This is a genomic window from Simiduia sp. 21SJ11W-1 (genome assembly GCF_024138675.1).
Classification (GTDB): domain Bacteria; phylum Pseudomonadota; class Gammaproteobacteria; order Pseudomonadales; family Cellvibrionaceae; genus Simiduia.
In genome coordinates, this window is the sequence record NZ_CP090959.1 from 505,717 (window position 1) to 519,801 (window position 14,085).

Consider the following 14,085-nt stretch of genomic DNA (forward strand, 5'->3'; position numbering starts at 1 on the left):
TACATAAGTATTAAGTGGATACCGCGCATGCAATCCAGTGTGAAGATGTACCCTGCAAAACCCACGCACGTATACCTGTATGTTACCTGTTTGGTAGACAGCTTTTCCGCTGATACAGGCCTTGATGCCATAGCGCTGCTTGAGCGTGAAGGTGTTGAGGTTGTGGTGGTGCCCGAGCAAACCTGTTGCGGCCAGCCGGCCTATAACTCCGGTTATCGCGATCAGGCACGTGCGGTGGCGGAGGCCCAGATGGCATTGTTCCCCGAGCCTTGGCCGATTGTGATTTTGTCTGGCTCGTGCGGTGGCATGATGCGCAAGCACTATGAAGATCTCATGCCTGATAATCAAAACCTGGCCACGTTTACTGAGCGTGTATTTGAGTTCAGTGAGTTTATGGTGCATGTGCTGAACGTAAAATTACAGGATGTGGGCGCACCGACCCGAGTTACCTTACACACCAGTTGTGCCGGGCGCCGGGAAATGGGTATTCATGAATCCGGGCTGCAGCTTATAAAGCAATTGGCCAATGTAGAGCCTGTGGCCCACGAGCGGCAAACCGAGTGCTGCGGATTTGGCGGCACTTTTTCGGTAAAGCAGGCCGATATTTCCTCTGCCATGGCGCAAGATAAAGCCGCCAGCCTGAGCGCCACTAACGCCCCGGAATTTGTAAGCACCGATTGGGGTTGCATGCTCAATATCAACACCACACTGGAGTACCAGAAGTCTCCGTTGCGTGGTCGTCACCTGGCGAGCTTTCTTGCTGAGCGCACGCAGCCCGCCAAGGAGCCCAGCTAATGCATCAGGCACCAGAGCAGTTTAAACACAATGCCCGCCAGGCCCTTGGCAACTTACAATTGCGAAAGAACTTTCGCGGCGCCATGGATTTTTTGCAGGCCAAGCGCAAAGGCGTGCTACCCGATGACGAGTTTGCAAGCCTCTCTGCCCGTGGCGAGGCCATCAAACAGCGCTGCTTGAGCCAGCTGCCCGAGCTGCTGGAACAGCTGGAAGCGCAATGCACGAAAAATGGCATTCAGGTACATTGGGCTGCCACTGTGGACGAGGCCAACGGCATCATAGCGCGTATTGTGAGGGCGGTGGATGGCAAACTTGCGCTGAAGGGCAAGTCGATGGTTACCGAAGAAATGGGTTTAAACCATTACATGGCAAGCCACGGTGTAGATTGCCTTGAATCCGATATGGGCGAATTCATTGTGCAAATGGCCAACGAAGGGCCGTCGCACATTATTATGCCTGCCATTCATAAAAGTGCTGTAGAAATTGCGCAACTGTTTGAAGAAAAAATTGAAGGCGTGGCCTACACAGAAGATGTGGATACCCTCATTGCCATTGGGCGCAATCAATTGCGGGAAAAATTCAAACGCGCCGATGTAGGCATTTCAGGCGTGAACTTTGCGGTGGCTGAAACCGGTACCCTGTGCCTGGTGGAAAACGAGGGCAATGGGCGCATGTGCACCAGTGTGCCACCGGTGCATATTGCCGTAACCGGCATTGAAAAGGTGGTGCAGTGGTTGCAGGATGTACCGCCGCTACTTTCACTGCTTACCCGCTCGGCCACCGGCCAGCCCATCACCACCTATTTCAATATGATCTCCGGCCCGCGCAAAGGCGATGAAAAAGACGGGCCAGAGCAGGTGCATCTGGTGCTGCTGGATAACGGCCGCTCGCAAGCTTACGCCGATGAAGAGCTGCGCAAAACCTTGCAGTGCATTCGTTGTGGCGCCTGCATGAATCACTGCCCTGTGTATACGCGCATTGGTGGCCATGCCTATGGCACTACCTATCCAGGCCCCATTGGCAAAATTATCAGCCCGCACTTGTTGGGGTTGGAGGCCACGCAGGATTTGCCCACAGCATCATCACTGTGCGGTGCCTGCGAGGAAGTGTGCCCGGTGCGCATTCCAATTCCGAAACTATTGCAGCGCCTGCGCGCTGAAAGCCAGTCGCCACAAAGCCTCGCGATGCAAGGCGCCGGTGCCAGCTACAGCAGGCTTGAGGCCAGTATCTGGACATTGTGGTCTTGGGCGTGTGTGCACCCCCGGGTTTACCGCATCGGCAGTATGATGGCCGCACGCTTTAGGAAGTGTATAGGCTGGCTGCCGTCTGCCTGGAAAACCGGGCGCACTATGCCAATACCAGCTGCGCGCACTTTTCATGAGCGCTACCGCCAGCGGAGGCAACAACCATGAGCACCAAGCAAAATATTTTGGCGCGGCTGCGCGCATCTGGCCCTCAGGTTGCAAATGCCACCTTCGCCAGCAAACCCGAAGTGCCGGCAGTGGTTGAGGTAGATGCAAATGATGTTTCGCGCTTTATCGAGTGCCTGCAGGCTTGCCATGCCCAGGTAGCGGAAGTGTCGGCCGCTATGCTTGCCACAAGGTTGGCGGCACGGGTGCGCGCCCATGGGCTTACGCGGTTGCTTGTAAGTGAGCAGCTGCAGCCGATTGCCGCAGAGTGCGGCGATGCGTGCGAGTTAATTAGCTGGCAATCGCTGGGCGATGCGCCGGTAGCCAAACTCTTTGATGAAGTACCGGCAGCTCTCACTGGCAGCTTTGGCGGCATTTGTGAAACAGGCTCCATTGTGTTGTGGCCAACCGCTGAGGAGCCGCGCACTGTATCACTGGTGCCGCCGGTGCACTTTGTGGTGGTGTATAAAAGCAGGCTTGTGAAAAATTTTACGGCGCTGCTTGCCAAAGATGAATTTTCAAAAGGCTTGCCAACCAACTTGGTGTTGGTGTCTGGCCCGTCCAAAACCGCCGACATTCAGCAAACCCTGGCCTACGGTGCACACGGCCCCCATAGCCTCGAAGTGTTTCTGGTAGACGACACCGCGCAATAGCAGCCTGAATATAAACTGCCAAGCGGGTGTGCAAACCGGCTGGGCGCTGCTTGGCTACAAACCTTGCCTGTGATAACCAAGGCTCTCTATAACAAGGCGCTGCCCCAAAAGGCTGCGCCTTTTTTGTGGCTGGTAAAGAGGTTAATAGAAGGCTAAAAGGTACCGCTGGGGTTAAGGGGTTTAATCTTAAGAGTGTAATAAATTATTCCAGATGTTTGACTTGGCAGGAATAATAATGTTAACTTCGGTGCCACGCGACTAAGAATAAAGTTGGATAATAACTCGCCAGCCCCTAGCGGACGAGGGCAGTGCTCTTGGCGGATAGCCCCTGGCTCAATATCCCCACCCTGCAATACCAACACCGGTTGGCCCGTCGCGGCCCCTTTGCGGATGCCGGCGCCACCTAATCGCATGTGACTTAATCAGGTATCCGTTCGCCAGGACCCTCTCATGATTTATAAAACATCCTCATCACTTTTGCTCATACTTGCTTTGGCTGCCTGTGGCGGCGGAGGAGGGTCTGGTTCTTCGCCCAGCCCAACGCCCACACCCACACCTACACCCACACCTACACCTACGCCGACGCCTACCCCCAGCCCGTCGCCCAGCCCTGCAGGCGACTGGAAATTTACAAATATCACAGCACAGAGCGGGCTTAGCCATCAATGGGGTGTGCGCGACATCACCGTAACCGGCGATGCAACCGAAGCCGAGTTCTTCGGCGGCGGCGTTGCGGTGGGCGATTACAACGGCGATGGGCTACCGGATTTATTCATCGATTCAGGCGACTACAAACCGGCCAAGCTCTATAAAAATCTGGGTGGAAATCAGTGGGAAAACGTAGCAGAAGAAGCCGGTGTGCAGCTTGTGTGGCATAGAGGCAGTGGCCCGGTATTCGTTGATGTAGATGGCGATGGCTGGCTGGATCTATTTGTAGGCGGGCTTGAAGACGATGGCAACAAGCTCTTTTTAAACAATACCGATGGCACCTTTCGCGATGTTTCACAGACATCCGGTTTACGGGTGAACGCCAAAAATACTATCTCTGCAGCTTTTGGCGACTACGACAAAGATGGCTTTATAGACGTAGCGCTCGCTCATTGGGGCAACCCCATCTCAGATGAAACTGAAACAATTTTCAAAGGCTCGGGTACCGGGCAGTTTGTGGATGTCAGCCGTTCAACACGCGTAGCAGAGTTCGTGCTTACCCCTGGGGTTGATGGCATTGAAGGTGAGCGCGATTACAGTTTCAGCCCCACATTTGCAGACCTCAATAACGACGGCTGGCCAGACCTCACCATGGCGGCAGATTTTGGAACGTCAAAATATTTTTTGTCTGACGGCATGGGGCAATTTCTTGATAGTACAGACGATCAACTGACAGACCAATTTGGTATGGGATCTGCGCTGGGCGATTACGATAACGACGGCGATCTGGACTGGTTTGTCACCAGCATTTACGAAGCAGGCGACTTCTCTATTTCGAGCATTGGTAATCGCTTGTATGAAAACGACGGCGGCCGTTTTACAGATACCACTTTTTTTGCGCGGGTTGAAAATGGCGGTTGGGGTTGGGGCGCGTGCTTTGCCGACGTAAATAATGACGGGCTATTGGATATTTTTCACACCAATGGTTGGCATGCGGTGGGCGATACAGAAGATGCCCGTGACTACCCGGAAGATGCCAACCGGCTGTTTATTTCCGAGGGTAATGGCCGTTTCGATGAGCAAGCGCAGGCTCTGGGTGTTGGTGACTTAGGCCAGGGCCGCGCGGTAGTGTGCTTTGACTCAGACGCCGACGGCGATATTGATTTGCTGGTGGTCAACAATGATCTGGCTGCAAACGCCATGGTGCTCTACCGCAATGATGGAGCAGACGAGCTGGGTAATTACCTTCGCGTGAAGCTGCAGGGCAGTGGCGCCAACACCCAGGCTGTGGGTGCACGCATATACGCAACCACGGGTACCGTTACCCAAATGCGGGAGGTCATTGTTGGCGGCAGTTACGCAAGCCAAGTGCCGGTTGAAGCACACTTTGGGCTTGCCGGGCATCAAGTGGTAGATACGCTAACCATAGTTTGGCCAAACGGCGCAGAGCAGGAAATAACCGATGTGCCTGTAAATCAGCTGCTTACAATTGTGCAGCCATAGTATCTGGTGTTAGTGGCCGGCATTATTGGCGGGCATTGCGTTAACAATAAATTAGAAAAGTGCGGATCAACTCGATGAATCTTTTAATCAGCCCTATTGCAAAATTCATGGTGCCTGCGGCCGCGGTGGCCATTCTTTCCGCCTGCGGTGGCGGCTCGTCAGGCGGCAGCACCCCGGCACCTTCGCCCACGCCAAGCCCCAGCCCAACGCCCGTGATAGATACCAAGTCGCCCTCTGTGGCGCGCCAGTGGAATGAGGTGTTACTGGAAGGCATTCGCAACGATTTTGCACGCCCAACGGTGCACGCGCGCAACCTGTTTCATATTTCATCGGCCATGTACGACGCCTGGGCAACGCTCAGCGATGCCAATGCAAGCACCTACCTGCTTGGCAACAGCTTTGGCGATTACAGCTGCGAATTTGAAAGCCACAGCATAGAAAAAAACCAGGCCAATCAAGAGTTGGCCATAGCGCACGCCGCCTACCGCTTGATCGAGCACCGGTTTTTCCGCTCGCCCGGGCAAGAACATATTATGGAAACTGCCGATGGGCTAATGGCCGAGCTTGGCTACAACAAAGATCACACAGATACCGATTACACCACCAACGGCGCGGCGTCCCTCGGCAACTACATTGCGGACTGCTACATTTATTACGGCTTGCAAGATGGCGCCAACGAGCAGTTCGACTACGCCAACCAGGGCTACGAATACCACAACGACATTATCGAGCCGCAGAAACCCGGCAACCCCAACGCCTTGGCCAACAACGATTACAACAGTTGGCAGCCCATTGTGCTGGAAGAATACATTGATCAGGCGGGCAACTTGATCAGCGGCACGCCGCCGTTTCTTTCGCCCGAGTGGGGCCATGTGGCGCCCTTTTCGTTAGACCCGGTAACCGCCACCAGCTACTGGCGCGAGGGTTTTGAATACAAGGTGTATTTTGATCCGGGCATGCCGCCACTATTGGGTACAGACAGCCGCGATTTTTATCAGTGGAATTTCTCGCTGGTGTCTAAGTGGTCTGCCCACCTGGATCCGGCCGACGGAGTGATGATCGATATCTCGCCAAAATCCCTGGGCAACAATCCGGCGTTGCCTGCTGAAGACACGGTGGCGGCCTATGAAACCTTTTACCAAACCCTGGCCGGTGGCGATGCAAGCCAGGGCTATGAAGTAAACCCGGCAACCGGTGAACCCTACGCAGAACAACGGGTACCACGCGCCGACTATGCGCGCGTACTGGCGGAATTTTGGGCCGATGGCCCAGATTCGGAAACCCCGCCCGGCCATTGGTTTGTGCTGATGAACGATGTGTTCGACCACCCGGATTTTGAATTCCGCTGGCGCGGTGAAGGCGATCTGATGGGCCGCCTGGAGTGGGATGTAAAATCTTACTTCGCCTTAGGTGGTGCCATGCATGATGCCGCCATTGCCGCCTGGGGCATTAAAGGTTGGTACGATTATTTGCGCCCGGTGTCTGCCATTCGCTTGATGGCAGATTTAGGCCAAAGTTCTGATGCAATGCTGCCCAATTACCATGAAGACGGCATTCCCCTGGAGCCCGGTTTTATCGCACTGGTGCAGGCCGGCGACCCATTGGCCGGTGCGGCTGATGAGCATGTGGGCAAAATAAAAGTAAAAGCCTGGCGCGGCCCCGATTACATCGCCGATGTTGAAACCGATATCGCCGGTGTGGATTGGATTCTGGCGGAAAACTGGTGGCCCTACCAGCGGCCCACTTTTGTGAGCCCGCCCTTTGCCGGTTACATTTCTGGCCACTCCACCTATTCACGCGCGGCGGCAGAATTAATGACGCTGCTTACCGGCAGTGCCTATTTCCCCGGTGGCATGAGCGATTATGTGGCCAAGCAAAACGAATTTCTGGTGTTTGAGCAGGGCCCGAGTGTGGATGTTGTGCTGCAGTGGGCCACCTATCGCGACGCATCTGATCAATGCAGTTTGTCGCGCATTTGGGGCGGCATTCACCCGCCGGTAGATGATATTCCAGGCCGCAAAATTGGCGAGGCCATTGGCCCGCAAGCCTTTTCCAAGGCTGAAAGCTACTTTACTACCCAGTAGCTTTCTAGGTTTTTGGAAGCCGCGAATTATCTACTTATTAGAATTAATTGAACTTGTAGTAAGGCCCTGTGGGCGCTAGGTGCTTGTAGGTTCACTATGAAGCCTGAGCGCGGCCAAGGCCGCGCTCAGGCCTCTTTGAGCTTCCCGCCGTACGTCAATCCAGAAAGCGGCCATGGAAATACCAGACCCTATAGCGCGTAATCAATGCTCACAAATAATGAACGGGGCTCGCCAATAAAATAGCGCTCACCGGCAAACGCAGAAAAATCTGCCCGCTCGGCGTAGTCGGTATTGGTCAGATTTTTCACCCGCGCGCCCAGGCTCAGGTTATCGCCCAGCTGGTGTTTGAAGCGCAGGCCCAGCAAGTTATGGCCGCTGTAATCGTGCGCGTTTTCCAGATCTGTGTAGTAGCGCCCCATGGCCACCCATTCTAACTCTGCACGAGTGTTTTCATGGGTGTAGCCCAGGCGCAGGGTGTTCATGTTGCGCGGGGCAGATACTAGGCGGTTGCCGTCGGTTGCAATGGTGTCGCTGCTGCCCGGTGCGCTTACATTGCTGCGATAGTGGTGATCGGCCAAGGAGCCGGTTAACGCAAGATCCCACCGGGTGTTCATTTGCCAGTGCAATTCATACTCCAGGCCCTGGTGCTCGGTTTCGCCATCGTTGAGGTTAAGTCTGTCTGCATTTTGGAAAATCACATTGTCTTTTTTCATGTGAAAAGCGGTGGTGCTGTAGGTAAATTGTGCCCACTGGCCGCGCAGGCCGAGCTCCACACTTTGAATAGACTCCGAATCCAGATTGGCTTGCATTTGGCCGTTTTGCAGCCGGTACATCTCTGTTGCCTGAGGTGCGCGATTGCCATGTGCTGCACGCGCGAACAGGGTGTGTGTGTCTGTCAGCTTATACACCAGGCCGAGATTAGCTGAGAGGTTGGCGAATGAATCCTTTGAGTCTTCCGGGCGCGTGTAGCGGCAACCCACGGCGCCAGTAAATCCGTTGATGCAAAGGCTGCCATCTTCGGCGGTATTGCCGCTGCGCATTTTGTTGTCGTAATCGTACTGCAGGGTTTCATAATGCAGGCCGGCGTTCATGTGGATGGATTGGTTGACGGCGAAGTCTGCTGATGCAAAGGCGGCAGCCATGGCAGCGCCTACACGGTAGTCGTACTGACGGCCTGCGGGAAACGCCGAGAAACCTTGCGCTTGTGATTGGGTAAGCCAGGCGCGCGTGAGTTCCGCGTCTACACCGGAGGTGAGATTAACGCTTGGGCCAAGCGGTAAAAAGTAGGCGCTTTGAACCCCCACACTTTGGTGGCCATTTTCCTCCACGGGCGTGCCCGGCAAAAAGTGCATCATGAACGTCATGTGGGTGTGGCGCAGGTAAGGTGTTACCAGAAGCTGTGCATCGTCACCCAAGGGCCGTAAAAACTGCGTTTGCAGGCGTGCGGATTGTACGTCGCGAAACGCCTCGGGGTTCGGATTTTCACGCTTGCGGTCGGCATCTTTGTAGGCGTCTTGGCCCACCACATAGCCGGCCGTTTCCTGGTTCAAATTGTTGATGCTAAGCAGTGTGCGCGCATTGAAGGTGTCTGACTCATAGTCGTGACGGGCGCTCAATTTTTGCTGATCAAATTCGGAATCGTCTTTGTAGCCGCCATCGTGTGCACCGTTCATGCTGATGCGCAGGCCATGCTGGCCCTGGCGCTCGCTGTGGCTAAGCTTTACGCGTGAGTAATCGTTGGCGCCGGTTTCAAGGCCAAGGCGCGTAGCGCGCTCGGGCGCCGGTGCCAGGCTTATGACATTAATGACACCGTGTTGTGCATCTGAACCGTAAAGCACGGTGCCTGGCCCGCGCAGTACGTCTATTTGGCCGGCTTGTTCGGTGTTGATATCAAATAACTGGTTTACGTTACAAAAGCCCGTGGCGCGCACGGGAATGCCTTCTTCTGTAATCGCGAAGGCGCCGCAGCTGCCTGCACCTGTGAGCACCGGTGAGCGGATGGCGGTAAGGTGTTCCTGGCCATTGCCGCGGGAAATCCAGACTCCGGGTACGCGTGTGAGCGCTTCATTGATGTGGGTGGCTGAAATTAATTCAAGTTCCTGGGTGTCTACAACCGAAACGCTGGCGGCCAGTTCATTGAGCGATTGTTCGCTGCGGGCGGCGGTAACTGTAACTGTTTCCAGATTGCTGGCTACCACCTGGCCTGTGGGGCTTGTCAGAGCTGTACTTACAATCAAGTAGCCCAGTAGCCGCTGGGAGCGTTTATCGTGCTTGCTGTACATCAAGTTGCTCCCATGCTGTTGCTCAAGCGCCTTGTATCTGGTTATACGTAGGCTAGCGGGAAGGGTTTACTTGAAAACCTCCGGCCCAGCGTTCGCCTGGCCGCACAAATTAGTTTTTTCATGAGCCCAAGGCTGTGATCTGAAAGTATAATGCCCGCGATGATAACTGCTGTACAGGAACTTACATGGAGCTGCTGAATATTGAATTAATGGAGCGCAGGCTACGCCTTGATGCCTCAATGGCCGGCTGGCAGCGTTTGTACTGGGGGCCAACCTTGGTGTCTGAATTGGCGGCCACGGGAGAGCCCGGTGGAGAGTTTACGCACACGTTCGAGCTGCCGGCTGTACACCCGGGCTCAGGTGAGCAACACGCTGTGCAAACCTTCACGCTCACATTGCGACTGCAATGGCAGCCTTTTAGCGTGACCTATTCGCTGCAAGGTAACGATCAACAGTTGGCCCGCGGCACGCGCAAGGCAAAAGATGTAGAGCAACAAACACCTGTGCCGCAGGTAGAAGATAAGCCCAAGTTCAACCTTGTGGGCTTGGGGTTGCTTGGCTTAAAGCTCCTGAAAAGCGCCAAGGTCATTAAAGCTGCGCTGGCGGGGGCGAGCCTTGCGGCTTATTCGTGGTTGTTTTCTTTAGAGTTTGCACTGGCGTTAATCGCCTGTTTGGTTGTACACGAATACGGCCATATTCGCGCGATGAAATACTTTAATATGCCCACCAAAGGTATCTACCTCATTCCATTTTTCGGGGGTGCGGCGCTAACCGATGGCAAAATAAATACCCGCTGGCAAGATGTGGTGATCTCCATCATGGGGCCGGTGTTTGGTTTGTTTATGTCGGTATTGTGCCTGTTGCTTTACTGGGCAACCGGCAGCCTGTTTTTTGCAGGGCTGGCCGCGTTTAATGCGCTGCTAAATCTGTTTAATTTATTGCCCATTTTGCCGCTCGATGGTGGTCACATTCTGAAGAGCGTGAGCTTTTCCATGAATAGCTGGGTGGGGCTGATTGTATGCGTAATGGCGGCGGCCTTTGGCGTGTGGCTAAGCTACACCTTGGGGCTTGCCTTGCTGGGCTTCTTGCTGATCATTGGCACCCTTGAAATATTAAGCGAGTGGCGGGGCCGTTATCAAAGCCACTTGCTGCCGTTAGATCGCTACGGGCAAGTATTTGCCACAGTGTGGTACTTCTCTGTACTGGGCAGTTTTGTGGGCATTATCTGGTACCTGGCTGGTACCGGCGACGATATGCTGGGCCTGCCATTAAAAATACTGCAAAGCTAATGTTACAAAGCTCGGGTGCAATTTTTTAAATTGCGCCATAACTAATCTCAGCGCATTCCCCCCTTTACTTTTTGCTTGCTGATCAAGCTGCAGTAGGCTTACTGCAAGTGCTAAATTCATCTGCTTTTCTGGCGGCATCATCTTTGCCTGGTCCCAATATGTATCGGCTGAAGCGCTAGCTGTTGCATTGTTTGTACTTTGCAGTCGGAATTGTGCATAGACAGGCCGCAAGAATTCTACAGGCAAAAAAAGGCCCGGAGGGATCCGGGCTGCAAGAGAGAGTAACAACACATGTTACAAGAGAAAGCGGGGAGCGCCGGAGCGCTCCTGTACTACTGAGGATTGCCTAAGTTTTACACTTAGAAGTGGAACGAAACGCTGGTGCCGATGGTGCGCGGCTGCGAGTAAATATCGCGGTGGCCAACACTGGCGCCTTGCCCACGCTGGAATGAAACCAGCTTCTCTTCGTTGGTCAGGTTGCTGGCCCAAAGGCTCAGGCCCCATTGATCACCGTTCACGCCAACGCTTGCGTTGTAGCGGGTGATTTCCGGGTAGGTCCAAACGATGTCATCGGGTGAATCTGCGCGATCTGATTGAATCTCGTCGCGGTAATTCTGATGCAGGCCGGCGCGGAAACCTAAACCGTTAGGCAGTACGGTGTTGTAGCTAACCGACAAGTTGTAGGCAAACGCTGGCGTACCACCAAACTTGCCGCCTTTCTCCCATGTGCGGCATTCATCGCCACTTTCATAGAGGCAGTGGGTTTTGGTATTGGCCCACTTGGCTTCGTTGTTGGACGTAGAGAACTTGACAGACCAGTTATCGGTAATGCGGTAGCGGATTGCCGTTTCAATACCTTCGGTTACTGCATCCGGGCCATTGGCGGTGCCGTTCAACGGGAAGCCGGCATCAATGGTTTGTACGCGGTAAGTTTGGGTGTTGTACCACTTCATCTGATAAGCAGAAAGCTGTACATACAAACGGTCGTCGAACAACTTGCCTTTCAGGCCCAGCTCGAGGTTGTCGATGCTGTCTGGCTGGTAGGTTTGTGCTTCTTCGGTAACGGTTTCACCAGCGTGATCTTTAAAGCCGTTAACACCACCGCGACGGAAGCCCTGCGAGAAAGTCGCGTAAGTGAGCATGCTGTCGGTAATGTCGTAAGACAGGTTCAATTTGTAGAAAACATCTTGGTCGCCGTTATTTACTTCACGCTCGTAGTCAACCAGTTCGAAGGCGTAGTCAACAACTTTAGGGTTGGCGTTGTCTTCCCAATCGAACCAGCGCACGCCGCCAGTTACGTGGAAATCTTCGGTAACATCCCAGGTCACTTCGCCGTAAACCGCAAGCTCGGTGTAGTCGGTGTTGATGTCTTCAAAGTAGCCGTTGTCGCCGTTGGTTGGCAGGCCCCAAAGGCCGGCTTCCAGGTCGTCATACCACTCCCAGAAGCGCAGGTTACCCTTTTGCTCAGTGTAGTAAACGCCGCCAATCCAGCTGATGGCGCCTTCGGTATTGGATACCAGGCGTGTTTCGTGGGTGAATGCCGAGTTAACGTTATCAAACGTCATGTAAGGCGCTGAGTCGTAGTTATTTGAATAACAGAATACGGCGCAGTTGCCCCAGTCACCGTAGTAGGTGTAGCCGTTGGGGTAGTTGTTTTGGCCGGTGCGCGAATACTCGTAGTTAGACGTGTTGGATACCAGGCCTGCAAAGCCCAGATCCCACTCAAAGCTCAGGCTGTCGAGTGTGAATTCGCGATCTGAAAATTCACGGTGATAGCCCACTACCACGTTTTTGTCGTATTGAACGGCGTAGTCGCCGTCAACGGCGGTACCGCGTGAGCCATTGGCGCGTTGGTTTTGCTCGATGTGCGTGAGCGTAAGTTCCATGTTGTCGGCAGGCTGCCAAGCCAATGCTACTTTGGCTGAGTTCACACGCTGCCAATCATCATTTTTGAACTTAACTTGCTTGCCTTGTGCATCCCACATAGGGTCGTTCAGGCGCTCTGCTGTTACGATCATGCGATCGGTGTAACCGGCTTCGTCCAGGTAGGCGATGTTTGCACGCACAGCCAAGTTTTCGGCCAGTGGCAAGTTCATTGTAACGTCTGTGTCTACACTCAGGCCGCCACCTTGGGTTTGGTAGGTTCCTGCGCGAACATCAACGGTAGTTTCGTCGTATTCAGGCTGGTTGGTGATGTAGCGAATGGCACCACCCAGGCTGCCGCCGCCATAAAGGGTGCCCTGTGGGCCCATCAGCGTTTCAACGCGGCGAACATCTTTAATGCGGTAACCCATGCTGTGCACGGGGGTGTCGTCTATGTAATAGGCAACGGTTGAGCGCACAAAGTATTCAAGGTCGTTCTGGTTTACCGGCGAAATACTTAAACCGCGCACAGTTACAGAGTCCATAGAGCGCGCGGAGTTTTCAGGCGCGTGAATGGATACAGAGTCTTTCAGGAAATCTTTCAGGTCGCCAATGTTGCGCTCGCGCAACTCGGCTTCGCCCATGGCAGAGATGTTCATGGGAATGTCGGACATAGATTCATCACGGCGGGTTGCCGTTACGAGAATCTCTTCTTCTTCCAACTGGAACTTGGCGTTTTTAGTATCGGCTTGATCGTCAGTAGCATTCTGAGCGTATGAAGGCACGGCCAGGGCGAGCGTTGCTGCGGAAATCAGCAGGCTCAATTGGGTTTTGTTGAAAGGTATCATGACACCTCCCCCTTTTCTGTAACGTTATAATTAGAGATTTTTTAGCAGCTGCACATTGGAAATAAATAATTCCTACGCAGGCTGTGACATCAAGAATGCACAAGAGTCTCAGTTAGAAGAAGTTAACTTCCATCGGTTTTGCCGATGGTGGGGCGCCCAAGTTGTGACCTTTGTCACCTAAATTCGCCTGCTGCGGGGCCTTCAGGCATGTAAAAGGGCGGCGGCGGCGCATAAAACCGCACTTTAGCTGATGTGCCAAGGTTGCAAATTTCGCGCAGGAATATTATATTCTGTGGTGTCGCTCTGCTTGAGATCAACTATTTCAGGCGGGCGCGGCGGTTTCATTGTGTTTGGCACGGGTGATGACCCGTGGTTTAGCGCATGGAATCCATTGACCTAGACTCGCATCGCGCCTGTGTATGCCCGCAGCTAATGCAGGAGCAACTGCCGGTCTCACCAATTTTCTTACTGTTCCCTTCAGTAAAATTGGACTCGCTTTTAGGTGGCTTCGGCCACCTTTTTTATGCGACAAATTTTCGGGCGCAAGCCATCGGCGCGAGCGATGGCTCGTCATTTATTACAGGGTGCCGGGCGATGGCATGCTCAAATATTGCTGTGTTTACAGGCGGGAGGCCTGCAGAGGTATCGTCAGCAATGCGCGGGCAACCCACCGCGTTATGGATCTCACAATAATGCTAAAAGGAGTTCCAA

At 53.9% G+C, this 14,085-nt stretch carries 9 protein-coding genes; 6 read left to right on the plus strand and 3 right to left on the minus strand.

Features of this window, described 5'->3' with window-relative positions:
- Window positions 1–27 precede the first annotated feature (27 nt).
- The 5 genes from L1F30_RS02185 (at window position 28) to L1F30_RS02205 (ending at window position 7,092) form a co-directional block, all read left to right on the plus strand.
- Entirely contained in the window at window positions 28–795 is a 768-nt protein-coding gene (locus L1F30_RS02185; RefSeq protein ID WP_253358807.1) for a (Fe-S)-binding protein, read from the plus strand.
- A complete protein-coding gene (locus L1F30_RS02190) occupies window positions 795–2,207 on the plus strand; it encodes a LutB/LldF family L-lactate oxidation iron-sulfur protein (protein WP_253358811.1) in 1,413 nt (470 codons plus the stop codon). The genes L1F30_RS02185 and L1F30_RS02190 overlap by 1 nt, the downstream gene beginning before the upstream one ends.
- Window positions 2,204–2,857 (plus strand): LUD domain-containing protein, encoded by a 654-nt coding sequence (locus L1F30_RS02195; RefSeq protein WP_253358813.1) that lies wholly within the window; start codon window positions 2,204–2,206, stop codon window positions 2,855–2,857. The genes L1F30_RS02190 and L1F30_RS02195 overlap by 4 nt, the downstream gene beginning before the upstream one ends.
- A 450-nt stretch (window positions 2,858–3,307) precedes the next feature.
- A complete protein-coding gene (locus tag L1F30_RS02200; protein WP_253358815.1) occupies window positions 3,308–5,008 on the plus strand; it encodes a CRTAC1 family protein in 1,701 nt (566 codons plus the stop codon).
- Window positions 5,009–5,082: 74 nt separating this feature from the next.
- The gene (locus L1F30_RS02205; RefSeq protein ID WP_253358817.1) at window positions 5,083–7,092 is read left to right on the plus strand and encodes a vanadium-dependent haloperoxidase; all 2,010 of its coding nucleotides are present in this window, start codon (window positions 5,083–5,085) and stop codon (window positions 7,090–7,092) included.
- 188 nt (window positions 7,093–7,280) lie between these two features.
- On the opposite strand, the gene L1F30_RS02210 is transcribed toward L1F30_RS02205, so the two are convergent.
- Window positions 7,281–9,374, minus strand: coding sequence for a TonB-dependent receptor (locus tag L1F30_RS02210; protein ID WP_253358819.1), 2,094 nt, complete (start codon window positions 9,372–9,374; stop codon window positions 7,281–7,283).
- Between the two features lie 185 nt (window positions 9,375–9,559).
- Between L1F30_RS02210 and L1F30_RS02215 the strand changes: the two genes are divergently transcribed.
- On the plus strand, window positions 9,560–10,663 hold the full coding sequence (locus L1F30_RS02215) for a site-2 protease family protein (protein WP_253358821.1): 1,104 nt from the start codon (window positions 9,560–9,562) through the stop codon (window positions 10,661–10,663).
- Here the strand turns inward: L1F30_RS02215 and L1F30_RS02220 are convergent.
- Together L1F30_RS02220 and L1F30_RS02225 are read right to left on the minus strand one after the other, a co-directional pair.
- The gene (locus L1F30_RS02220) at window positions 10,643–10,909 is read right to left on the minus strand and encodes a hypothetical protein (RefSeq protein WP_253358823.1); all 267 of its coding nucleotides are present in this window, start codon (window positions 10,907–10,909) and stop codon (window positions 10,643–10,645) included. The two genes, L1F30_RS02215 and L1F30_RS02220, sit on opposite strands and share 21 nt — an antisense overlap.
- A gap of 113 nt (window positions 10,910–11,022) precedes the next feature.
- A complete protein-coding gene (locus tag L1F30_RS02225; RefSeq protein ID WP_253358825.1) occupies window positions 11,023–13,374 on the minus strand; it encodes a TonB-dependent receptor in 2,352 nt (783 codons plus the stop codon).
- Window positions 13,375–14,085 lie beyond the last annotated feature (711 nt).